This window comes from Streptomyces sp. NPDC012466 (assembly GCF_042955215.1).
Taxonomy (GTDB): domain Bacteria; phylum Actinomycetota; class Actinomycetes; order Streptomycetales; family Streptomycetaceae; genus Streptomyces.
In genome coordinates this window covers 17,489-39,359 of record NZ_JBIBEQ010000005.1, presented here as the reverse complement: position 1 = coordinate 39,359, position 21,871 = coordinate 17,489, and the positions used below count along the sequence as shown (strand labels likewise).

Annotated in this window: 19 protein-coding genes; 8 read left to right on the top strand and 11 right to left on the bottom strand. The window is 72.2% G+C overall.

Annotated features, from left to right (window positions below):
- Position 1: 1 nt before the first annotated feature.
- A complete protein-coding gene (locus ACFY9E_RS19280) occupies positions 2-2,017 on the top strand; it encodes an FAD-dependent oxidoreductase (RefSeq protein ID WP_390985257.1) in 2,016 nt (671 codons plus the stop codon).
- Positions 2,018-2,045: 28 nt separating this feature from the next.
- The gene (locus ACFY9E_RS19275) at positions 2,046-2,606 is read left to right on the top strand and encodes a helix-turn-helix transcriptional regulator (protein WP_390985254.1); all 561 of its coding nucleotides are present in this window, start codon (positions 2,046-2,048) and stop codon (positions 2,604-2,606) included.
- A 109-nt stretch (positions 2,607-2,715) separates the two neighbouring features.
- Here ACFY9E_RS19275 and ACFY9E_RS19270 read toward each other — a convergent pair whose 3' ends face one another.
- Both ACFY9E_RS19270 and ACFY9E_RS19265 read right to left on the bottom strand, forming a co-directional pair.
- Positions 2,716-3,258 (bottom strand): hypothetical protein, encoded by a 543-nt coding sequence (locus ACFY9E_RS19270; protein ID WP_390985251.1) that lies wholly within the window; start codon positions 3,256-3,258, stop codon positions 2,716-2,718.
- 168 nt (positions 3,259-3,426) lie between these two features.
- On the bottom strand, positions 3,427-4,413 hold the full coding sequence (locus ACFY9E_RS19265) for a fibronectin type III domain-containing protein (RefSeq protein ID WP_390985248.1): 987 nt from the start codon (positions 4,411-4,413) through the stop codon (positions 3,427-3,429).
- 408 nt (positions 4,414-4,821) lie between these two features.
- Here ACFY9E_RS19265 and ACFY9E_RS19260 point away from each other — a divergent pair, with 408 nt between their 5' ends.
- A complete protein-coding gene (locus ACFY9E_RS19260; RefSeq protein WP_390985246.1) occupies positions 4,822-5,520 on the top strand; it encodes a glycoside hydrolase family 75 protein in 699 nt (232 codons plus the stop codon).
- A 192-nt stretch (positions 5,521-5,712) separates the two neighbouring features.
- Here the strand turns inward: ACFY9E_RS19260 and ACFY9E_RS19255 are convergent, their stop codons facing one another.
- Genes ACFY9E_RS19255 through dhaK form a run of 3 tightly spaced genes read right to left on the bottom strand, consistent with a single transcriptional unit; the run spans position 5,713 to position 7,756 of the window.
- On the bottom strand, positions 5,713-6,123 hold the full coding sequence (locus tag ACFY9E_RS19255; protein WP_390985243.1) for a PTS-dependent dihydroxyacetone kinase phosphotransferase subunit DhaM: 411 nt from the start codon (positions 6,121-6,123) through the stop codon (positions 5,713-5,715).
- Positions 6,116-6,715: a dihydroxyacetone kinase subunit DhaL gene (gene dhaL / locus ACFY9E_RS19250; protein ID WP_390985240.1), complete on the bottom strand. Its 600-nt coding sequence runs from the start codon at positions 6,713-6,715 to the stop codon at positions 6,116-6,118. The genes ACFY9E_RS19255 and dhaL overlap by 8 nt, the downstream gene beginning before the upstream one ends.
- Before the next feature lie 48 nt (positions 6,716-6,763).
- Positions 6,764-7,756 carry a dihydroxyacetone kinase subunit DhaK gene (gene dhaK, locus ACFY9E_RS19245; RefSeq protein WP_390985237.1) on the bottom strand — a complete coding sequence of 331 codons (993 nt, stop codon included), beginning with the start codon at positions 7,754-7,756 and terminating at the stop codon, positions 6,764-6,766.
- 304 nt (positions 7,757-8,060) lie between these two features.
- Here dhaK and ACFY9E_RS19240 point away from each other — a divergent pair, with 304 nt between their 5' ends.
- The 3 genes from ACFY9E_RS19240 (at position 8,061) to ACFY9E_RS19230 (ending at position 13,606) form a co-directional block, all read left to right on the top strand.
- On the top strand, positions 8,061-11,270 hold the full coding sequence (locus ACFY9E_RS19240) for a glycoside hydrolase N-terminal domain-containing protein (RefSeq protein ID WP_390985235.1): 3,210 nt from the start codon (positions 8,061-8,063) through the stop codon (positions 11,268-11,270).
- Between the two features lie 132 nt (positions 11,271-11,402).
- A complete protein-coding gene (locus ACFY9E_RS19235; protein ID WP_390985232.1) occupies positions 11,403-12,578 on the top strand; it encodes a hypothetical protein in 1,176 nt (391 codons plus the stop codon).
- Between the two features lie 182 nt (positions 12,579-12,760).
- The gene (locus tag ACFY9E_RS19230; RefSeq protein WP_390985229.1) at positions 12,761-13,606 is read left to right on the top strand and encodes an LLM class flavin-dependent oxidoreductase; all 846 of its coding nucleotides are present in this window, start codon (positions 12,761-12,763) and stop codon (positions 13,604-13,606) included.
- Positions 13,607-13,791: 185 nt separating this feature from the next.
- On the opposite strand, the gene ACFY9E_RS19225 is transcribed toward ACFY9E_RS19230, so the two are convergent.
- From ACFY9E_RS19225 to ACFY9E_RS19215, 3 genes are all read right to left on the bottom strand, one after another.
- A complete protein-coding gene (locus ACFY9E_RS19225; RefSeq protein ID WP_390985226.1) occupies positions 13,792-14,169 on the bottom strand; it encodes a hypothetical protein in 378 nt (125 codons plus the stop codon).
- Positions 14,166-15,878 carry a cytochrome c oxidase subunit I gene (gene ctaD, locus ACFY9E_RS19220; protein WP_390985223.1) on the bottom strand — a complete coding sequence of 571 codons (1,713 nt, stop codon included), beginning with the start codon at positions 15,876-15,878 and terminating at the stop codon, positions 14,166-14,168. The genes ACFY9E_RS19225 and ctaD overlap by 4 nt, the downstream gene beginning before the upstream one ends.
- Positions 15,879-15,946: 68 nt before the next feature.
- A complete protein-coding gene (locus ACFY9E_RS19215; RefSeq protein WP_390985220.1) occupies positions 15,947-16,159 on the bottom strand; it encodes a hypothetical protein in 213 nt (70 codons plus the stop codon).
- A 393-nt stretch (positions 16,160-16,552) separates the two neighbouring features.
- On the opposite strand from ACFY9E_RS19215, the gene ACFY9E_RS19210 reads away from it, so the two are divergent.
- Positions 16,553-17,647 (top strand): glutamate--cysteine ligase, encoded by a 1,095-nt coding sequence (locus ACFY9E_RS19210; RefSeq protein WP_390985217.1) that lies wholly within the window; start codon positions 16,553-16,555, stop codon positions 17,645-17,647.
- A 17-nt stretch (positions 17,648-17,664) separates the two neighbouring features.
- Here ACFY9E_RS19210 and ACFY9E_RS19205 read toward each other — a convergent pair whose 3' ends face one another.
- Positions 17,665-18,015 (bottom strand): hypothetical protein, encoded by a 351-nt coding sequence (locus tag ACFY9E_RS19205; protein WP_390985214.1) that lies wholly within the window; start codon positions 18,013-18,015, stop codon positions 17,665-17,667.
- A gap of 188 nt (positions 18,016-18,203) precedes the next feature.
- Here ACFY9E_RS19205 and ACFY9E_RS19200 point away from each other — a divergent pair, with 188 nt between their 5' ends.
- Positions 18,204-19,487: a SpoIIE family protein phosphatase gene (locus ACFY9E_RS19200; protein WP_390985211.1), complete on the top strand. Its 1,284-nt coding sequence runs from the start codon at positions 18,204-18,206 to the stop codon at positions 19,485-19,487.
- Positions 19,488-19,619: 132 nt separating this feature from the next.
- Here the strand turns inward: ACFY9E_RS19200 and ACFY9E_RS19195 are convergent, their stop codons facing one another.
- Both ACFY9E_RS19195 and ACFY9E_RS19190 read right to left on the bottom strand, forming a co-directional pair.
- Complete coding sequence (locus tag ACFY9E_RS19195; RefSeq protein WP_390985209.1) at positions 19,620-20,162, bottom strand: DUF6174 domain-containing protein; 543 nt, start codon at positions 20,160-20,162, stop codon at positions 19,620-19,622.
- Positions 20,163-20,331: 169 nt separating this feature from the next.
- A complete protein-coding gene (locus tag ACFY9E_RS19190; protein ID WP_390985206.1) occupies positions 20,332-21,561 on the bottom strand; it encodes an acyl-CoA dehydrogenase family protein in 1,230 nt (409 codons plus the stop codon).
- Positions 21,562-21,871 lie beyond the last annotated feature (310 nt).

Below are 21,871 nucleotides of genomic sequence, written 5' to 3'. Positions count from 1 at the left end.
GATGAGCCGTTACCCGCACCTGCTGACCCCTCTCGACCTGGGCTTCACGACCCTGCCCAACCGGGTCCTCATGGGCTCCATGCACGTCGGCCTGGAGGAGGCGGAGGGCGGCTTCGCGCGCATGGCCGCCTTCTACGCCGCCCGCGCCCGCGGGGGAGTGGGCCTGATCGTCACCGGCGGCATCGCCCCCAACGACGAGGGGCGGCCCTACGAGGGCGGCGCCAAGCTCACCACCGAGGCGGAGGCCGAGCAGCACACGGTCATCACCGACGCCGTGCACCGCGAGGGCGGGCGGATCGCGATGCAGATCCTGCACTTCGGCCGGTACGCCTACCACAAGGACCTCGTCGCGCCGAGCCCCATCCAGGCGCCGATCAGCCCCTTCCCGCCCCGCGAGCTCACCGACGCCGACGTCGAGCGGACGATCGACGACTACGCCCGCGCCGCCCGCCTCGCGAAGCAGGCCGGCTACGACGGCGTCGAGATCATGGGCTCCGAGGGCTACCTCATCAACGAGTTCATCGCCCGGCAGACCAACCAGCGCGCCGACCGCTGGGGCGGCTCGTACGAGAACCGCACGCGCTTCCCGCTGGAGATCCTGCGCCGGGTGCGCGAGGCGGTCGGCGAGGACTTCATCGTCATCTACCGGCTGTCCATGCTCGACCTCGTCCCGGGCGGCTCGACGCTCGACGAGGTCATCACCCTCGCCAAGGCCGTCGAGGCCGCCGGGGCGACGATCATCAACACCGGCATCGGCTGGCACGAGGCCCGGATCCCCACCATCGCGACCTCCGTGCCGCGCGGCGCGTACACCTGGGTGACCAAGCGGCTCATGGGCGAGGTGTCCGTCCCGCTCGTCACCACCAACCGCATCAACACCCCCGAACTCGCCGAGGAACTGCTCGCCGAGGGCGCCGCCGACATGGTGTCGATGGCCCGCCCGATGCTCGCCGACCCCGACTTCGTCACCAAGGCCGCCGCCGGCCGGCCCGAGGCCATCAACACCTGCATCGGCTGCAACCAGGCCTGCCTCGACCACACCTTCAGCGGCCTGATCACCTCCTGCCTGGTCAACCCCCGCGCCTGCCACGAGACCGAGCTCGTGCTCTCCCCGACCCGGCTGCGCAAGCGCGTCGCGGTCGTCGGCGCCGGCCCGGCCGGCCTCGCCTGCGCGGTGTCCGCCGCCGAGCGCGGGCACGACGTGACGCTGTTCGACGCGGCGAGTGAGATCGGCGGCCAGCTCAACGTCGCCCGCAAGGTCCCCGGCAAGCAGGAGTTCGACGAGACGCTCCGCTACTTCCGCACCCAGCTCGACTGGCACGGCGTCGACATCCGGCTGAACACCCTGGTCACGGCCGCCGACGTCGACGGCTTCGACGAGGTCGTCGTCGCCACCGGCGTCACCCCGCGCACCCCCGAGATCCCCGGCGTCGACCACCCGAGCGTGGTCGGCTACCTCGACGTCCTGCGCGACGGCGCCCCCGTCGGCGACCGGGTCGCGATCCTCGGCGCGGGCGGCATCGGCTTCGACGTCGCCGAGTTCCTCACCGACGGCGGCGACAAGGCCCACGAGGACCCGGCGACGTACTTCCGCCAGTGGGGCGTCGACATGGACTACCGCGGCCCCGGCGGGCTCGCCGCGCCCGAGCGGCCCGCCCCGCCGCGCACCGTCCACCTGCTCCAGCGCAAGACCTCCAAGGTCGGCGCCGGCCTCGGCAAGACCACCGGCTGGATCCACCGCACCGAGCTCAAGCAGCGCGGCGTCACCATGGTCCCGGGCGCGCGCTACGACCGGATCGACGACGCCGGACTGCACATCACCGTCGGCGAGGAGAGCACGGTCCTGGAGGTCGACACCATCGTGCTGTGCACGGGCCAGGAGCCGCGCCGCGGCCTGTACGAGGAGCTGCTCGCCGCCGGGCGCAGCACGCACCTCATCGGCGGTGCCGACGTCGCGGCCGAGCTGGACGCCAAGCGCGCCATCAAGCAGGGCACGGAGCTGGCGGCCGCCCTGTAGTGCGCGTACGCGTCCCTAGGATGAGGCCATGTCACTCCCGCACGCGATCCTCACCGCCCTGCTCGAGAAGCCGTCGTCGGGGCTGGAGCTGACGCGCCGGTTCGACCGGTCGATCGGCTACTTCTGGTCGGCGACGCACCAGCAGATCTATCGCGAGCTCGGGAAACTGGAGGCCGACGGCCTCATCAGGGCCCTGCCGTCCGAGCAGCCGGCCCGCGGGCAGAAGAAGAGCTACGAGGTCCTGCCCGCGGGCCGCGCCGAACTGGCCCGCTGGACCTCCGCCTCCCAGGACCCCAAGCCGCACCGCGACGCGCTGCTGCTGCGGCTCCGGGCGGCGGCCGTGGTCGGCACGGCGGGTCTCGAGGCCGATCTGCGACGCCATCTGGAGCTGCACGAAAGACAGTTGGCGGAGTACGAGGAGATCGAGAAGCGCGACTTCCCGCCCGGCCGGGACGGCGCCGAGGTCCGGCTGCGGCACCTGGTGCTGCGGGCCGGCATCGATCTGGAGACCTTCTGGACCCAGTGGCTCAGGCGCGCCCTGACGGACTTCGCCGAACTCCCGGACGGCGGCCCGGCCGAGCCGGCTTGAACGCCGGCGCGCCGGTCGGGACACGGCCGCCGGTCCGGCGCGATGACGACATGACAGCGGCCCGCCCGACCGGAGCGCTTCGGGAGAGCGGGCCGCCGTCCGTACCGGGTCAGAGCCGGTACGGCTTGTTGCGTCGGCGCAGGTACCAGGCCGTCCCGAGGAGGCCGGCGCCGACCAGAGTGCCGCCCGCCACCAGCGTGACGGTTCCGTAGTCCGTCGTGCTGCCGCCGACCCCGCCCATGACGCCTCGGGACGGCGAGACGGAGGGGGTGGCGGACCGCGAGGGGGAGGGGGCGGTGGAGACCACGACGGACTGGGTGCCCGCGGTGGTGCCGTCCGAGCAGACGACGATGACGGTGTACGTCCCCGGGGAGACGCTCGACCAGGCAGCGGACTGACTGGTCGTCGTCCCCGACAAGGTCACCTGGCGGCCCTGGGCGAAGCTGCCCTGGCTGCTGGTGAGAAGCGAGGCGGTGCCCCAGCTGCCGTTGATCTGGGTGCACGAACTGGTCGTGACCGACACCGTGGACCCCGTGGTGCTCACGGAGATGCCCGGGCCCGCGACAGCGGGCACCGAGGCCAGGGCGAGGGGCAGCGCGGCAGCGGCTGCCACGGTCAGGCCGGAGCGGAGAACTGGCGATGAGTTGCGCATGTGGACTGCCCTCCGGCGGCACGGTTGGCGGTACATCCTGGCGCCGCCGAGGGTCGGGGAACGCCCGTGCTGCCTCAGGGTCAGCCAAAGCGCCCGCGGCCCCGTCCGCACCCCGGGCGCCCCCGTGCAGGTGACGGACTCCCGCTCCGGCCGACACCGGGAGGCAGGTCAGCGCCCCGCGCCCGTCGTCACCGCCCGCTCCGCGGAGAAGCCGCCCCAGGTGCCGTCGGGCAGCATCGCCCGGACCCGGACCCGGTGGGTGACGCCGGCCTTCCGCCCGACGTAGAAGCTGTAGGTGGCCCGCTCGCGCGGAGCGTCGCCGCCGTACACGAGGGACGTGGCGGGCCGGCCGTCCAGATGGATCTGGTACTCGGTGACCGCACCGTCCACGCGGGGCGGCACCCAGGCCAGGTCGAGGTGGTACGCCCCGTCCTCGCGGTGGCTCGTCGCCCGCAAGCCGGTGGGGGCGGTGCCGTGGCCGTCGTCCGTGCCCGGGGTGGTCAGCCGGACGGTGGCACTGGCGGGGGAGACATTGCCGGCCGCGTCCCGGGCCCGGACCGTGAACGCGTAGTCCGTACCGGGCCGCAGCCCCGTGAGCACGGTGGCCGTCTGGCCGCCGCCCACACTGTGGATCTTCGTGCCTTGCTGGTGGATGTCGTACGACACCACGCCCCGGTCGTCCGTCGACGCGGACCAGGACAACTGGGCCGCCCGGCTGCCGGCCGCCCGGCCGCCGGGCGCCGAGGGGCGGGTCGGTGCGGAGCGGTCGTCGACGACGACGGCAGGTGTCTTCGCCCCGACCTCCAGACTGCGCGGCCCGAGTCGCCCGTCGGCGTCCCGCGCCCGTACGGAGAAGACGTACCGCGTCGCCGGCCGCAGCCTGGTGACGTCCACCATGTGCCGCGATGCCGGCACCTCCTCGACCTTCGTGGTGCCGCGATACACCTCGTAGACAGAGGCCCGGGCGGTCGCGTTCCACATGACGTGCACGCTCGTCGCGCTGCCCGCCGCCGCGGTGACGCCCGTGGGCGCGCCGGGCGCACCACCGTCGTTGCCCTCCTCCGCTCCGGCCCAGCCGCAGGCGGCGACCAGCGCGAGCGCTCCACAGAGCGCCACGTGGCGCAGGAGGGACGGGGGGACGGAACGGCTTCGCACGACACTGCCTCCCGGGGGTGGCACACGGGAATGGTCCGGACCAATATGACGCCGTTGGCGCGATCACATCAAGAGGGGCGTCCGGTCGGGCACCGGATGCCGCTTCCGAGGGCGTCACCGCCGCCGTGTGTGACCACCCGGGAGAGTTGCGTATGCTGAAGTTCCATCACGGCCGAACTCCCGGCGGACAGCGGGGTGTTCGGGCCCGTCGCGCGGTCCGCTGTCGTCGCAGATCCCGCGCCGGCGTGGGCGACCGGGCGGCCGGAGTCCTACGCGGACTCAGGCCCCCGGCCCCTGTCGGAGGTTGGGGACATGCACCGTCCGGCCCCCCAAGGGTGGCCGGGTGATCGCCCCGGGGTCATTTTGGGCTGAGTGCCCGTCAGGTCCCCGAGGAGAGGCTCCCGTATCGTGCGTGTCCAGTCGCTCACGCTGGCCGCGGCCAGCGCCGCCCTGCTCGCCCCGACCACGCCCACCGCCGCCCCTTCCCAGCCCGCGGTGTGGCGCGAGAGCGCCGTGAGCGCCGCAGGCCTGCTCGCCAAGGTGCGGGAGTGCGCTCCCGTCTCCCGGGGCCGCTACCGCAGCGACAACGGCGCACCCGCGAACATCCCGGTCTGCGGCACCCAGGACGCCGTGTTCTGGAAGGCGGACATGGACATCGACTGCGACGGCCGCCCCGGCCCCCGCTGCAACAGCCGCACCGACCCCTACTTCGCCGCGAGCACCGCCTACGCCCAGTCCGACGGCCGCCCGTTGAGCGCCGAACGCCTGCCCTTCATCGTCGTACCCGCGCCGAGCGGCATCTGGGACTACCGGGACCACGGCATCGGCGGCGGTTCGGTGGTGGCCGTCGTCTACCGCGACCGGGTGAGCTACGCGGTCGTCGGGGACACGGGCCCCCAGGGCATCATCGGCGAGGCGTCCTACGCCACCGCCGAGGCCCTCGGCATCCGCCCCGACCCGCACGGCGGCGGCGCTCCCTCCGGCGTCACCTACATCGTCTTCAAGAACACCAAGGTGTCGCCCATCGAGGACCACGCCGCGGCCGTGACGACGGGGGAGCGGGCGGCGAAGCGGTTCATCGACGGGAACGGGTCCGACGGACGCTGAGCAGGCGGAGGCCGAACAGCACCGGGCGGCGTCCTCGGGCGCGTCCGCCTCGGCGATACCGAGGGCGGCGCCCAAGGGGCGGTGGAGCCGGGTCCCGGCCGAGCGGACGCCGACAGGCTGACGGGGCGTCACGGGCACGCCGCGGCCGGGCACACCGCCGATCCGGCGTGCGTGCCCGGCCGCGACCGCCGCTCACACCTTCCGGTAGGTGTACGCCTCCGTGGCGGCCGCCTCCACCGCCGCCAGATCCGCTCCGGTGGACGCCGTGACGACCGCGGCCACGGCCCCCTCCACGAAGGGGGCGTCCACCAGCCGCGTCCCCTCGGGCAGTTCGTCGCCCTCCGCGAGCAGCGCCTTCACGGTGAGCACCGCGCTGCCCAGGTCGGTCAGGACGGCGACTCCGGCACCGCGGTCGACGGACGCCGCAGCCGCCGCGATCAGTTCGGAACTCGTACCGAGCCCACCACCCTCGGTACCGCCCGCCGGAGCGACGGGCACCACCGGGCCGCCGCCCGCGAGCCCCTTTGCCAGCTCGGCGACCGATGCGGCCACCTGCGCGCTGTGCGACACCAGAACGATCCCCACCAACGGCTCGTCACTCACCGGCGGCCTCCGCGAGTCCGGCGATCAGCAGTGCCGCCGACGTGGCACCGGGGTCCTGGTGGCCGATGCTGCGCTCGCCCAGATAGCTCGCCCGGCCCTTGCGCGCCTGCAAGGGTGTCGTCGCCACGGCGCCCTCCTCCGCGGCGGTGCGGGCCGCCGTGAACGAGTCGCCGAGCGCCTCCACCGCGGGCACCAGCGCGTCGATCATGGTCTTGTCGCCGGGGGCGGCGCCGCCGAGCGTCATGACCGCGTCCACCCCCGTCCGCAGCGCCTCGGCCAACTGCTCCGCGCTGACCTCTCCGGCATCACCGAGGGCCTTGCCGGTACGGCGCAGCAGTGTCCCGTACAGCGGCCCCGAGGCGCCGCCGACCGTCGAGATCAGCTGGCGTCCGGCCAGGGTCAGGACCCCGCCGGGCGTCCCCGGGGCCTCCTTCTCCAGCACGGCCACGACGGCCGTGAACCCGCGCTGGAGGTTGCTGCCGTGATCGGCGTCCCCGATGGGGGAGTCGAGGGCGGTGAGCCGTTCCGCCTCGCGGTCGACGGACGCGGCGGTCGCCGTCATCCAACGGCGGAAGAAATCGGCGTCGAGCACTGGATCTCCTTGCCTGGTAGGTACGTGGTGATCCTCTACCCCCTGGTGTCACACGCCCCAGCGCAGGCCCGGGGTCTTCACCGGCGCGTCGTACAGCCGCAGCAGCTCCTCGTCGACCTGGCACAGGGTGAGCGAGGCGCCCGCCATGTCCAGCGAGGTGACGTAGTTGCCGACGAGGACGCGGGCCACGGGGACGCCGCGCTGGGCGAGTACCCGGTGCACCTCGGCGTTGAAGCCGTACAGCTCGAGCAGGGGCGTCGCGCCCATGCCGTTGACCAGGACCAGCACCGGATTGCGCGGCTGGAGGTCCTCGACCACCGCCTCGACGGCGGCCTCGGCGATCTCGCCGGAGGTCATCATCGCCCGCCGCTCACGGCCGGGCTCGCCGTGGATTCCGATGCCCAACTCCAGTTCGCCGGGCGGCAGATCGAAGGTGGGACTGCCCTTGGCCGGCGTGCTGCAGGCGCTCAGCGCGACACCGAAACTGCGGGAGTTCTCGTTCACCTGCCGGGCGATCGCCTCGACCCGCTCCAGCGGCATGCCCTCGGCAGCGGCGGCACCCGCGATCTTCTCCACGAACAAGGTCGCGCCCGTACCGCGCCGCCCCGCCGTGTACAGGCTGTCGGTCACCGCCACGTCATCGTTGACCAGCACCTTCGCGACCTGGATGCCCTCGTCCTCGGCCATCTCGGCGGCCATGTCGAAGTTGAGCACGTCACCGGTGTAGTTCTTCACGATGAACAGCACACCCGCCCCGCTGTCCACGGCGGCGGCCGCGCGCAGCATCTGGTCGGGCACGGGGGAGGTGAACACCTCGCCCGGACAGGCCGCCGACAGCATGCCGGGACCGACGAAACCACCGTGCAACGGCTCGTGCCCCGAACCTCCGCCCGAGACGAGCCCCACCTGCCCCGCGACAGGAGCGTCCCGCCGCACGATCACCCGGTTCTCCACGTCCACGGTCAGCTCCGGGTGGGCAGCCGCCAGGCCGCGCAGCGCGTCCGCGACCACGCTCTCCGGGACGTTGATCAGCATCTTCACGGGTACCTCCAGGTGAGCCTGGTCACTGTGCCTCTGGCCTTCATTTTTGCAGTCCAGGATGGGCGAGGCCAGTTGTCGACCTTGGCGGTCGGCGACCGCTCGCGCGGTCCCCGGTGACGGGGCGTCAGGCCGAAGGCGGCGGGCCGCATCATGCGTCGGGGAGGCCCGGCACCGGGCGAGTGCCTGATGCACCCCTCTAGACATCCGATCTATTTCCCGGTCACGATGTTCCTGCTGTCAACACGTGCCAATGTGGCGTCATCGTCCCCGTAAAGAGCCGATGAATGGGCCGGGAGATCTCACCGTGACCAATGAACCCCCACCGCAGCGACGGAGCGTTCTCAAGGTCGGCGGTGGCCTCGCCCTCGCGCCCCTGCTCACTCAGCTGACCGGCGGAACCGCCCCACCGCAGGCCGCCGCAGCAGGGGCCGGGGCGCCGGCGGCCGTCCAGCGGGCCGCCCTCTCGCGCGAGGCGCTGACCTACTCCGTGCCCGCCCGGGACTGGCAGTCACAGGCACTTCCCCTCGGCAACGGCCGACTGGGCGCCATGCTCTTCGCCGACCCCTACGAGGAGCGCATCCAGTTCAACGAACAGAGCCTCTGGGGCGGTGCCGTCAACTACGACAACGCGCTCGCGGGCAAGCCGGACAGCGACTTCGACACGAGCATGACCGGCTTCGGCTCGTACCGGAACTTCGGCGACGTCGTCATCACCTTCACCCCCCGTGCGACCCCGAAGATCACGGCTCCCGGCGGACCGTACAACAGCTCCTCGTCGGAGGGCGTCGACAAGACGTACGACGGTGACGTGAGAACCAAGTGGTGCATCGACGGGCCGGGTTCGAGGGTGCGGTGGCAGGTCGAACTCCCCGCGCCCGTCGCGGTCGCGTCCTACCGTCTGACGAGTGCCGACGACGTACCGCAGCGCGACCCGCAGGAGTGGACGCTCTCCGGTTCCACCGACGGCACCACCTGGACCACGCTCGACCGACGCACCCTCGAAGCACCCTTCGAAAACCGCTTCCAGACCAAGGAGTTCACCTGCGCCGACACCGCGGCCTGCCGCTTCTACCGGTTCGACTTCGTCCCCAAGGCGGGGGTCAGCCACTTCCAGGTGAGCGAGATCGGTCTGTCCGGCGTCGACTTCGGCGCGGGTGGCGCGCTGTACCTGTCGTCGCCGAGCGGGCACTCCGAGGGCTCCGCCGCCGGGGCACGGTCCCGGGCCACGGGCATCTCGAACGCGGTGGACCGCGACCCGGCCACGGTCTGGCGCGTCGCACCGGACGCACCGGCGGTCGTGTGGCGGGCCGACCTGCCCCGCCCGGTCGCCGTCACCTCGTACACGCTGACGGCGGCCCCGGACCGCCCGCAGGACGACCCCCGGGGATGGCGGCTCGAAGCGTCCCAGGACGGGCACGCCTGGACGACCCTCGACACGCAGAACCCCGGGGCGCCCTTCGCCGGCCGCGGTGAGACCCGGACCTTCCTGATCGCCAACAGCACGGCCTACCGCGCCTACCGGCTCACCCTGACCCCCGGAGCGTCGTCCAGCGCCCTCCAGATCGCGGAGATCGCGCTGGAGGGCAAGGGCTTCGACTCGCGCACCCAGCGGGCCGTCGTCGACTACCAGCGCTCCCTCGACCTCGTGAACGGCGTCCACACCACCCGCTTCGGCGCACCGGGACGGCGCGTCCTGCGCGAGGCCTTCGCCGGCCGCTCCGCGGACCTCATGGTCTTCCGGTACACGTCCGAGCGCCCCGGGGAGCTCTCCGGGGCGGTAGCGCTGACATCCGGACAGGCCAAGGCCCCGACGACCGTCGACGCCGCCACAGGGCGGATCTCCTTCAGCGGTGTCATGGGCAACGGCCTCAAACACGCCTGCACCGTCCAGGCCGTGCACACCGGCGGCGACCTCCGCGCCGACGGCCCGGTGCTCCGGTTCAGCGGCTGCACGACCCTGACCCTGTACCTCGACGCCCGCACCGACTACAAGCTCGACGCCGCCGCCGGATGGCGCGGAGCCGATCCGCAACCCGTCGTCGCCAAGGCGCTCGGCAAGGCGGTCGCCCGGCCCTACGCCGAACTCCGCCAGGAGCACACCGCCGAGTTCCGTGCCCTCATGAAGCGCGTCGCCGTCGACTGGGGCACCTCCGGCGCCGACGTCGTCGCCCTGCCGACCGACGCCCGGCTGGCGCGCTACGCGGCCGGCGGCGAGGACCCGACACTCGAGCAGACGATGTTCGACTACGGCCGGTACCTGCTGATCAGTTCCTCCCGGCCGAACGGCCTGCCCGCCAACCTCCAGGGCCTGTGGAACGACAGCAACCAGCCGGCGTGGGCCTCCGACTACCACACCAACATCAATGTCCAGATGAACTACTGGGGAGCCGAGACGACGAACCTGCCGGAGTGCCACGAGGCGCTCGTCCGGTTCATCGAGCAGGTGGCGGTGCCCAGCCGGGTGGCGACCCGCACCGCCTTCGGCGAGGACAGGCGCGGCTGGACCGCCCGCACCAGTCAGAGCATCTTCGGCGGCAACGCGTGGGAGTGGAACACCGTCGCGAGTGCCTGGTACGCGCAACACCTCTACGAGCACTGGGCGTTCACCCAGGACATGGCCTATCTCCGCACCGTCGCCCACCCGATGATCAAGGAGATCTGCCAGTTCTGGGAGGACCACCTCAAGGAGCGCGAGGACGGACTCCTCGTCGCACCGAACGGCTGGTCCCCCGAGCACGGGCCGCGCGAGGACGGCGTCATGTACGACCAGCAGATCATCTGGGACCTGTTCCAGAACTACCTCGACTGCGAGTCGGTGCTCGACGCGGATCCCGCCTACCGGGCGAAGGTCGCGGACCTGCAGGCACGCCTCGCGCCGAACAGGATCGGCCGGTGGGGCCAGTTGCAGGAGTGGCAGGAGGACATCGACAGCCCCACCGACATCCACCGCCACACCTCGCACCTCTTCGCGGTCTACCCGGGCCGCCAGATCACCCCGGGGGCACCGGACTTCGCGAAGGCCGCCCTCGTCTCGCTCAAGGCGCGGTGCGGCGAGAAGGAAGGCGTCCCGTTCACGGCCGCGACGGTGTCGGGCGACAGCCGCCGTTCGTGGACCTGGCCCTGGCGGGCCGCTCTGTTCGCCCGCCTGGGCGATGGGCACCGGGCCCGGATCATGCTGCGCGGACTGCTGACCTACAACACCCTGCCCAACCTGTTCTGCGACCACCCGCCCTTCCAGATGGACGGCAACTTCGGCATCTCGGGTGCCGTGGCGGAAATGCTCCTGCAGAGCCACGAGGGCGTCATCCACCTGCTGCCCGCCCTGCCGGGCGGCTGGAAGGCCCGGGGCTCCTTCACCGGCCTGCGTGCGCGGGGCGGTTACGAGGTCAGCTGCACATGGCGGAACGGCAAGGTCACGTCGTACAGCATCACGGCCGACCGGGCGCGGAACCGGAGGAAGGTCACGGTGCGGGTGAACGGCCACGACAAGAAGGTCAAGCCGGCCAAGCCCTGAGGCCACCACCTCGGGATCTGCGAGGATTGCGCCGGGCTCGTCTGCGCCCGCCCGCACACGTTCCCGGAGGTCGGCGATCAGCACTCCCACCGCCCCGGCCCGGTCGTCCGCCCAGCGAGCGGTCGGCACCTCATGACGCCACCGAGTCCGCCGACGGCCGGACCGAGCCGGCCCGGTGAGCGGGCCGTCCGGCTCGTGGCCGCCGTGAGTTCGGTGCTGGCGCTGACCGCCTGCGGCCCGGGCGGCTCCGTCGACACGGGCGCCGGGGACCGCGAGGGCGGGTACAAGCGCGTCATCGAAGAGCCTCACCCGCGTCCCGCCGACGTCATCGAGGCGGCCGGTGCTCCCACGGGAGTGGCCCGCGCGGACGACGGCTCTCTGCTCCTGACCTTCGACGCCGGCAACGTCGAGGACGACGAGGGTCCCGCCGCCTCCGCCTGGCGCATCGTCGGCCGCGACGGCCGCACGGTCGCCGAGCACGCGGAACACGGGAACGCGGAGGCGGAGCGCGCCGCGTTCGAGGGGGTGCCCGGGGGCTTCGTGCGGGTCCCGCCCGGAGAGAGCACCGAGGGGACGTACGCCCTCGACGTACGCGGTCGACGGCACGAGGTCCACAGCGCCGGGACTCCGTTGCCCACCCGCCCCGGCGACGTCCTGCTGTCCGAACCGGAGCCGGCCCTCGTCTACCGGCCCGCCACCCGCACCGTGGCGCCCCCGGCGGGATTGCCCGCCGGCTCCGTCCACCTCGCCCTCGACGAGCGGGGCACGGTCTGGAGCCTGGACCAGTCCCTGACCGAGGACCCCGACCGCGTCGTACGGCAGCGTGACGGCCGCACCCTCGGCTCCACGGCCGTCCCGAAGCCGTACACGGGCGGCGCACTCACCGCGCGGGACGGCACCGTGGCACTGTCCCTCCTTCAAGACGACGGCGTACGCGGGCTGTTGGTGACGACGGACGGCGGGGGGCACTGGCGAACGGTGCTGGCCGGCGGGATCCCCTGGAGGAACCTGAAGCGGGGCCCGGAGTCGCTGGTCCTCCAACTCCTCACGGACGGGCGGCTGCTGGTCGGCGAGGAAGGCGGCCGCCATTGGCTCGCCGCCGACCGGTCCAACAGCGCCTTCCACGAACTGCGAACCCCGGCGAGGTTCACGTCCTTCGCGGTCCACGGCACGACGCTCTACGGCATCGCGGACGCGACGACGGCGACGTACGGCCTGGTGGCCGGCGAGGGACTGTGGATTTCTCGCGACGGTGGCCGGGAGTGGAAGCGCTACGAGCAGCGCGGCCCCGGGGCTCCGCCGAGGTGACCGGCGCCACCGCTCCGGCGGCCGAAATCGGCTTGCCGTGCGAAATCAGGCCGCTTTAGGGTGAGTTCACTTCGACGAGACGCTCCCCAGAAGCACGCCGCAGAACGGGAGCGTCCCACCTCGATGAGGTGACGGAGGGGCGGCAACTGTCTTTGTCGACCCCTCTTTCGGAGGCTTCTTCGATGAACGTCGGTATCGGTCTGCCCATCGGCGACCCCACCACTCTGCTCGACTGGGCCCGGCGCGCCGACTCCGGACCCTTCAGCACCCTCGGCCTGCTCGACCGGCTCGTCCACGACAACCCCGAGCCCCTCGTCGCGCTCGCCGTCCTCGCGGGTGCCACCTCCCGCATCCGTGTCCAGACCGAGGTGCTGCTCGCCCCGCTGCGCGACACCGCCCTCCTCGCCAAGCAGGCCGCCACCCTCGACCGGATGACCGCCGGCCGTCTGGTCCTCGGCCTGGGCATCGGCGGGCGGGACGACGACCACCAGGTCACGGGCATCGACATACGCACCCGGGGCCGGCGTCTCGACGAGCAGATGACGGTCATGCGGCGCCTGTGGTCGGGCGAGCCGTACGGCGACGGCGTCGGCCCGATCGGTCCCCGGCCGGCCCGGCCCGGCGGCCCCGAGGTGCTCTTCGGCGGTTTCAAGCCCGCCGCGATCGAACGCGTCGCGCGCTGGGGTGACGGTTTCCTCGCCGCCGCGCCGCCCTCATGGGCCGGTGGCCTGTTCGACACCGCCCGCAGGTTCTGGAAGGAGTACGGCCGCGACGGCGAACCCCGCATCGTCGCGCAGGTCAACGTCGCACTCGGCCCGGACGAGGTGATCCACGACGCCCGGGCCAGGATGCACGCCTACTACGCCTTCACCGGCATGCCCGACCGGATGGTCGCCGGCCTGCTCACCACCCCCGCCGCGATCCGTGACGCCATCGCCGCCTTCACCGACCTCGGCGCCGACGAGGTGATGCTCTACTGCTACGGCCTGGACCCCGCCCAGGTGGACCGCCTCGCCGAGGTCGTGTGACGGTTCGTTCCCGTGGTGTGGCCCGCCGGGAGCCGTCGCTGTGCCGTCGGCGGGCCGCACACCGGTCCCGGGACGTTGCAGTGCTCACCGGCCGGCCCGCGCCCCCGGAGACCGGTCGCGATGATGAGCGGCACGGCCGCCACGCCCTTCCCGGCCAAGAGGGGCACGGCCGCTCAGCCGGACCGTCAGCGGGTGAGCACACCGGCCGCCAGCGAGCCCGCCCCCGCGGCACAGGCCAGGACCGCGCAGGCACCGGCCGCATGGCGGCGCAGCAGGGCGCTCCGCAGCTGGGCGTAGCGGCTCTCGTACTCCTGCCGCAGTTCGTCGGCCCGTCGTACGGTGCCCAGCATGAGCCGGCGGGTGACATCCAGGCGCCGGTGGACGTAGTGGACGGTGACTTCCTCGGCTTGGGCCGTGGTCAGCCACGGCATCCGCGCGCAGAGTTCCTCGGCCTCGCGCTGCGCCTGGTCGCGATGGGCGCGGGCGAGAAGGTAGCCCTCGGTCTCGTCGGCCAGGACGCTGCGCGGCTCGCCGCCCGGTGCCTCGTGCCTGCCGCGTCTCACCGCCGTTCGCCCTTGTGCCCCTCGGCGTCGAGCACGTCGCGCTGCCCGGTGTTCGCCGCCTCGTCCAGGCTTGCCAGGTCCGGGTGGCGCAGGTCGAAGGCGGGCGACTCGGAGCGGATCTTGGGCAGGGTGAGGAAGTTGTGGCGGGGCGGCGGGCAGGACGTGGCCCACTCCAGGGAGCGGCCGTAGCCCCAGGGGTCGTCGACCTCGACCTTCTCGCCCCGCTGGGCGGTCCGCCACACGTTGTAGAGGAAGGGCAGGGTGGACAGGCCGAGAAGGAACGCGCCGATCGAGGAGACGGTGTTGAGAGCGGTGAAGCCGTCGGCGGCGAGGTAGTCGGCGTAGCGGCGGGGCATGCCCTCGGCGCCGAGCCAGTGCTGCACCAGGAAGGTGGTGTGGAAGCCGATGAACAGCGTCCAGAAGTGAATCTTCTCCAGCCGGTCGTCGAGCATGGTGCCGGTCATCTTCGGCCACCAGAAACTGAATCCGCCGAACATCGCGAACACGATGGTGCCGAAGAGCACGTAGTGGAAGTGGGCGACCACGAAGTAGCTGTCGGTGACGTGCCAGTCCAGCGGCGGCGACCCCAGGATGACGCCGGTCAGACCGCCGAAGAGGAAGGTGACCAGGAAACCGAGCGCCCACAGCATGGGTGGTTCGAACGACAGCGAGCCCCGCCACATGGTGCCGATCCAGTTGAAGAACTTCACGCCCGTCGGCACGGCGATCAGATACGTCATGAAGGAGAAGAACGGCAGCAATACCGCGCCGGTGGCGAACATGTGGTGCGCCCACACCGTCACCGACAGCCCGGCGATGGAGACGGTCGCGCCGATCAGACCGGTGTAGCCGAAGATCGGCTTACGGGCGAAGACGGGGATGATCTCGGTGATCACGCCGAAGAACGGCAGCGCCAGGATGTACACCTCCGGGTGACCGAAGAACCAGAACAGGTGCTGCCACAGCACCGCGCCCCCGTTCTCCGCGTTGAACACCTGCGCGCCGAAGCGCCGGTCCGCCTCCAGGACCAGCAGCGCGGCGGCCAGCACCGGGAAGGCCAGCAGCACCAGCACCGAGGTGAGCAGCACGTTCCAGGTGAAGATCGGCATCCGGAACATCGTCATGCCGGGGGCGCGCATGCAGATGACGGTCGTGACGAAGTTGACCGAGCCGAGGATGGTGCCGAAGCCGGACAGCGCCAGCCCCATGATCCACAGGTCGCCGCCGATCTGAGGGGTGCGCTCGCCACCGCTGAGCGGGGTGTACGCGGTCCAGCCGAAGTCGGCGGAACCCTGCGGGGTGAGGAAGCTGCCGAGCACGATCAGGCCGCCGAAGAGGAACAGCCAGTACGAGAGCATGTTCAGCCGGGGGAAGGCCACATCGGGTGAGCCGATCTGCAGCGGCATGACGGCGTTGGCGAACCCGGCGAAGGTGGGCGTCGCGAACAGCAGCAGCATGATCGTGCCGTGCATGGTGAACGCCTGGTTGTACTGCTCACTGGAGACGATCTGCAGCCCGGGCCGCGCCAGCTCCGCCCGGATGAGCATCGCCAGCGCCCCGGCGACCAGGAAGAACCCGAACGACGTGATCAGGTACAGGTGCCCGATCTTCTTGTGATCGGTGGTCGTCAGCCAGGAGACGATCACCTTCCCCCTGCCGCGGCGCTCCACCGCGGGTACCGGCGCAACCGGTTCAGTGTGTGTCGCCATCAGTTCCTCGATCGGCAGCAACGGTGCTCGGACGGTCATCCGGCCGGGAGGAACCTATTCCTTCTGATTCATCGCCATTGTCTGCCACCGGGTATTTCTGGGCCGAATGGCGGAATGATCCATTCGACCGGGCGGTGGCCTCCATGCCGCTCGCGCAGGATCGCGGCGACGGCGGCGGACACGAGCAGACCGGCGAGTCCCGGCAGGACCCTCTTCGCCGCCCTCGACGGAACGCTCAGGCCGAGCCCGTCGCGCAGCCGGTCGTAGGGGCTGAGCGGCACGCCCGGGAGCGCGTGGCCGGGCGGACGTCGCGGGGCGATCGGAGGGGGTGCGTGGGTGCGCTCTTGCGGACCGTCTCCCAGGCGGTGCCGAGCCGGCGCAACCGGGCGGTGTCCTGGCTGTCCTACCCCTTCCGTGAGCCGGTGAGGACCTCCGGTGTTGTCACGGCTGCCGTCACCTGCCGTTGCGCGCGTACCCCGGTCCCGCGGGCGACACCATGCCCGCGGCTTCTCGGGGTGGAAGCGATTTCTGTGTCTGTGTCATGTTTTGTCTGGCCGTCCTCGCGGCACTCGGTCCTACACGAGCGTGCCCCGAAGGGTGACCATCGCTGCGTGAGGCGCGTCTGCGGCGCGCCGGTATCCGGCCCGGCCGCCGGGCGGAACAGAGGGTGGTCGATGACGACGATCGGCGTGGAAGAGGAGTACCTGCTGCTCGACCCGGTGACGGGCCTGCCGGTGCCTCAGGCGGACAAAGTGCGCGCCGCGGCGGGCGTCGGGCATCTGGTGACCGACCAGGAGGTGCAGTACGAGCTGCTCCAGGCGCAGGTCGAGGTGGCCACCCCGGTCTGCCGCACTCTGGAGGAGGTGGGCGGCCATCTGCTGCGTCTGCGGCACGCCGTCGGCGTGGCCGCCGAGGAGCACGGCTGCCGGATCGGGGTCTGCGGGACACCACCGCTGCGGCACGGCCGCCCCATCGCCGTCACCGACCAGGCCCGCTACCGCGCCATGGTCACCCAGGCGCCGCAGCTGGTGGCCGAGCAGCTGGTCAACGGCACCCACGTGCACGTCGCCGTGCCCGACCGGGAGGCCGGCGTGCAGGTCCTGAACCGGATCCGCTCCTGGCTGCCGACACTGACGGCCATGGCCTCCAACTCCCCGCTGTGGGACGGGCACGACACCGGCTTCGCGAGCTGGCGCACGGTGATCTTCAGCCGGTGGCCGGTCAGCGGCATGCCCCCGCACTTCCGGGACGCCGCCGACTACGACCGGCGCGCGGAACGGCTGCTGGAAGCCGGCCTGATCTCCGACACCGGTCAGCTCTACTGGCAGGCCCGCCTGTCCGCCACCTATCCGACCGTCGAGGTGCGGTGCCTTGATGTCCAGCTGCGCGCGGACGAGGCGGTCATGTTCGCCGCGCTCATCCGGGCTCTGGTGGAGACCGCCCTGGCGGAAGCGGCCGCCGACACCCCCGTGCCGGACTGCGCGCCGGAACTGCTGCAGGCCGCCATGTGGCACGCCGCCCGGCACGGGCTCGGCGACACCCTGGTCGACCCCGGCGGCACGGCGCACCGGGCCGGAGACGTGCTCTACGAGTTCCTGCGGCACGTCGCTCCCGCCCTGGACGCGTCCGGGGACACCCGTCAGGTCACGTCCCTGATCCACCGGCTGTTGCAGGACGGCACCGGCGCGGACCGGCAGCGCGCCGCCCTCGCCCAAGGAGGTCTGCGTGCGGTCACCGAGCTGATCAGCGCCCAGAGCACGATGCCGTGACGCCCCGGAACCGTCCCTCAGGCCGCCGCGGCGAACGCGGCGGCGACAGCGATGTCCGCACGGGCGTGGATGACCAGCCGCGTGCCGGCGGTGTCGGCGTCCGTCTCCAGCGCGCGGCGGGTGGGCGCACTGTGCGTGGCCACCGACATCAGCGTCCCCAGCCGGCTGCACAGGCGGTGGACGCGCAGGACCACGCTGACCACCGCGTCCCGAGCGGCCGGCTCGTCGAGGAGAACGACCACCGGCGCCGGCCGGTAGGCCTGGACGAGGTCGCTGATCTTCGTGAGCAGCGCGGCACGCCCGCCGACCCCGGGGTCCTGGTGGACCGTGATGACGAGGACTCCGTGATCGAGCGAATGGGACAGCAACACGGCCTCCGTGCCTCCGTTTCCTCTGTCGTCGGGACGTTCCGCCGTGGAAGTACCCGGAGGTGGTCCCTCGAAGCCTCCCGGAGCCGACGCCTTCCCGACCCTGCCCGGCGCCGGGTGTGCACGCCGGGTCCTGAGACGCCGTTTCGCGGGTAGTCGTCCGGTGCGGCGATCGGAGGTGAACGCTGATGGAGCGCAGTGAGGAGGGCGGTCGGCGGATGCTCGCCGACCTCCTGGACGCCAGCCATCTCATGCCCATCGAGCTGCTTCCGGCCAAGACGAACGAGTACGCACGCGCGGCCTCCTTCCGCCAGGTGCTGATCTACGTGGCGGACCTGCAACGCACCGTCCTGCGGCTGCTCCCCGGCGACGCCGCCCGAGGACACGAGACGGAGCTGCACATCGAGGGGACGGTCGCCGGACGGGCCTATCAGTACACCGACGTCCTGCCGGCCGCGCCCCCGGGCGGTGGTGTGTCCGAGTGGTGGGTTCCGCTGTTGGACGGAACCGAGCGCCTCGGGCTGTTGCGGGTGAGCAGCGAACACGACGACGCCGCAGCCCACGCCGACATGCAGGCGCTCGCGGCGCTCGTCTCGCTGATCATCGTCAGCAAGCGGGGCACCAGCGACACGCTGGCCAGGCTGGTGCGCGCACGGCCGATGAGCGTGGCCGCGGAGATGCAGTGGAACCTCATGCCGCCGCGCACCTACGCCGACGGAAGAGTCACGATCTCCGCGTCCCAGGAACCGGCCTACGACATCAGCGGTGACGTGTTCGAGTACGCCGTCGACGGGCCCCTGGTCCATCTGACGGTCTTCGACGCGATGGGGCACGACGCCGCCGCGGGACTGTCGGGCGCTCTCGCCCTGGGCGCCTGCCGCAATGCCCGACGCCAGGGTGCTGGCCTCGTCGAGAAGGCGGAGGCCGTCGAAGCCGCCCTCCTCGAGCAGTACGATCACCGGCGCTACGTCACCGGAGTCCTGGCCACGCTCGACACCCGCACCGGCGTCCTGCGGTGGGTCAACCGCGGCCACCATCCGCCGATCGTCATCCGCGACAACCGCTGGACCAGCCAACTCTCCTGCCGGCCGGGCCACCCGATGGGCACCGACCTCGGTCTGCGCAGCATCGTGTGCGAGGAGCACCTCCAGCCCGGCGACCGGATCGTTCTCTACACCGACGGCATCACCGAGGCGCGCCGCTCCGGTGGCCGGGAGTTCGGCCTGGCGCGCTTCACCGACTTCCTCATCCGTCACCACGCCGACGGCCTGCCCGTCCCCGAGACACTGCGCCGCCTCATCCAGGCCGTCCTCGAATACCACGACGGCCACCTCCAGGACGATGCCACCGTCCTGCTCTGCGAGTGGATCGGCCCGCACCTGGAGCCGGCCGACACCGCGGCCGGCCTGACCGGCCTGTCGACGAACGGCCCCCGCGACGACAGCGGACCGGCGGGAGATCCCGTGCAGTGAGCACTCGCTCGGGGTGCGAACAGCGGCTGGAAATCGGCCCGGCCTTCCGCCGCTTGGTGCGGCTGCTGGCCGTGCGCGACACCGCTGAGGAGGAGGTCGTCCATCCCTTCGTCCGCCGCGAGCCGGACCGCGTCACGACGCCGGCCGGGCATCGGCCGGATCTCCGGCGCGCCGGCCGTCCGCCGGCTCGTAGGCGCTGATGGCGTAGCGCGCCTCGTCGTCGACCGCGTTCTCCTCCCAGTCCAGGACGATCCGCACCGGATGCCCGTCGCCGGCCGCGTACTCCGCCTCGGCCGTGTCCGCGCCGCCCCGTCGCGCCTGCTCCAGCTCCGTGAGGAGTCCGCCGAGCGTCGGCACGGCGTCGGGGGCGCTCTCGACCGTGCTTCGGCCCATGTCGTCCAGGCCCACCGCCTTCACCACGGCACCGTCGCGGACCGAGATCCGGAAGGTGCCGAGCAGGTTGCGTTCTCCTTCGCTCGACCGGAGCGTGTAGGTGTACGAGGCGGGCTCCCGCCAGGAGACGCCGCTGTGGCCCGGCGTGCTCGGCGTCCCGGGGGCCGTCGAAGCCGTCGGGCTCGTCGACGTCCCGGAACCGCACGCGGCGACCATGCAGATGAGCCCCGCGCTCAGCACGGCACCGGACACGGCTCGGACGACACGGGGTGCGGCGGTCATGGTGGTGGTCCCTTCGACGACGGCTACCGCTATGACGCCAGCCGCCCGGGAAACGTTCGGCGGGGCCCGTCGACCACCGCCGCCGGCATGGTTCCGGCCACCTCGGTCTCCTGTCCCGCTCGTGGGGCGTTCACCCCACGGCGGACGCCGGCGACCTGTCGTCGCGCCGTCAGACGGGAAGGACGAACGGAGGGTGCGCACCGTTGAGGAAGTAGTCCCCGACGTCCCGGAGCCGGTGACCGACGGGCTCGTACAGGGTGTGGGTCCGGGCGTTGCGCCAGAACCGGTCGAAGCCGAGCCGCGCCGAAGCGGAGCGGGCACCGATGATGTCGAGGGCGCGGGCGGTGGACTCCTGCGCGGCCTTGGACGCGGCGGCTTCGGCCATGGCCACGAGGACGGAGATCTCCGCGTACTCCTCGTAGCCGAGGTCCTCGCCCCGGGCCAGTCCGTCCCGTACGGCCTGCCGCGCCTGGTCGGCGAGGGCGGACGCAGAGCGGGTGAGGACGGTCAGCTCCCCGTACGCCGTCAGGACCTGGGGATCCTGGGGGGTGCCGTCCGGCCGGTCCGGGTGCCAGGGCGCGTGGCCGGTCCGGCTGTACTCCCGGGCCTCGGCGAGCACGCCCTCCGCCATGCCGAGCCGGAGTTGCACCGACAGCAGACGCCCGACCGGCGACAGCAGGGCCGTGAGGGGCGACAGCACGTCCTCGTCCGCCGACAGGGAACCCAGTACGGCGTCGGCGGTGACGGGCACGCCGTCGAACTCCGCGCTCGCGCCGGCCGCCAGCCGCTGGCCGAAGGGGTCGGCGTCACCGTCGACGACCACGCCGGCGAGGGCGGGATCGACCACGAGCGCGAGGGGTTCGCCGGTGCCGGCCCGTACGGCCCGTACGGCGAGGCGGTCGGCGACGAGCACGCCGGCGGCATAGCTCTGCCGGCCGTTCAGCACATAGCCCCGCGTGTCCTTGACGAGCGTGAGCGCCGGTTCCTGACGGGCCAGGCCGCCGCCCCAGCACCACTGCTCCGCCGCGGACCGGCGCTCCAGCGCGGAGGCGAGGGCGGGCTCGGCGAGGAACCCGGCGCTCCAGGACGTGAAGTAGTGACAGCCGAGGAGCTGGCCGATGGCGCCGTCGGCCGCCGCGATCTCCCGGACCACGGCGTACGCCTCGGCCCAGTCCGCCCCGCCGCCCCCGAGTTCGGAGGGGACGAGGAGCGTCAGCAGTCCCGATTCGCGCAGCCGGGACACCTCGTCGAACGGGGGCTTGCCCGCCTGGTCCCTGGCGACCGCGTCCGTGGCCAGGTCGTCCGCCGTCTCGCGGGCCACGCGCAGCCAGTGCGTACGGCCGGGCCCGGGCCGGTCGAACTCCGAGGCGGGGCCGGACGGCGCCGGGGCAACGCCCATCGCTGTGGTCTCCTCAAGCTCGTTCGCTCAGTGGGGGGTTGAGGCGCACGGGCGGAAAGATGTGTGGGCCATGCGCATCATCCTGCGCAGGGGTGCGAGGCGTCGTCAATACTTCCCTAGTAATTCGATAGGAAATATAGGGAACAAGAGTGCGCGGGCTGCCGGACCGAGGGCCCGGCGGCCTGCGTCGGCGCTCTCTCCCGCCCGGGCAGGCGCGCCGGAGACGCCGACGCCGGATGCGGTCACGATCTGACCGCGTCCCGTGCGACCGTGCACACGCAAGCCGCCCGGACACCCTGGACCACGGGTC

Excerpts from the sequence above, each read along its gene's own strand:
- ACFY9E_RS19195 (WP_390985209.1), bottom strand. The coding sequence starts at position 20,162 with ATGACCGCCGCACCCCGTGTCGTCCGAGCCGTGTCCGGTGCCGTGCTG.
- ACFY9E_RS19190 (WP_390985206.1), bottom strand. The coding sequence starts at position 21,561 with ATGGGCGTTGCCCCGGCGCCGTCCGGCCCCGCCTCGGAGTTCGACCGG.
- ctaD (WP_390985223.1), bottom strand. The coding sequence starts at position 15,878 with ATGGCGACACACACTGAACCGGTTGCGCCGGTACCCGCGGTGGAGCGC.
- ACFY9E_RS19210 (WP_390985217.1), top strand. The coding sequence starts at position 16,553 with ATGACGACGATCGGCGTGGAAGAGGAGTACCTGCTGCTCGACCCGGTG.
- ACFY9E_RS19275 (WP_390985254.1), top strand. The coding sequence starts at position 2,046 with ATGTCACTCCCGCACGCGATCCTCACCGCCCTGCTCGAGAAGCCGTCG.
- ACFY9E_RS19200 (WP_390985211.1), top strand. The coding sequence starts at position 18,204 with ATGGAGCGCAGTGAGGAGGGCGGTCGGCGGATGCTCGCCGACCTCCTG.
- ACFY9E_RS19230 (WP_390985229.1), top strand. The coding sequence starts at position 12,761 with ATGAACGTCGGTATCGGTCTGCCCATCGGCGACCCCACCACTCTGCTC.
- ACFY9E_RS19270 (WP_390985251.1), bottom strand. The coding sequence starts at position 3,258 with ATGCGCAACTCATCGCCAGTTCTCCGCTCCGGCCTGACCGTGGCAGCC.
- ACFY9E_RS19235 (WP_390985232.1), top strand. The coding sequence starts at position 11,403 with ATGACGCCACCGAGTCCGCCGACGGCCGGACCGAGCCGGCCCGGTGAG.
- ACFY9E_RS19280 (WP_390985257.1), top strand. The coding sequence starts at position 2 with ATGAGCCGTTACCCGCACCTGCTGACCCCTCTCGACCTGGGCTTCACG.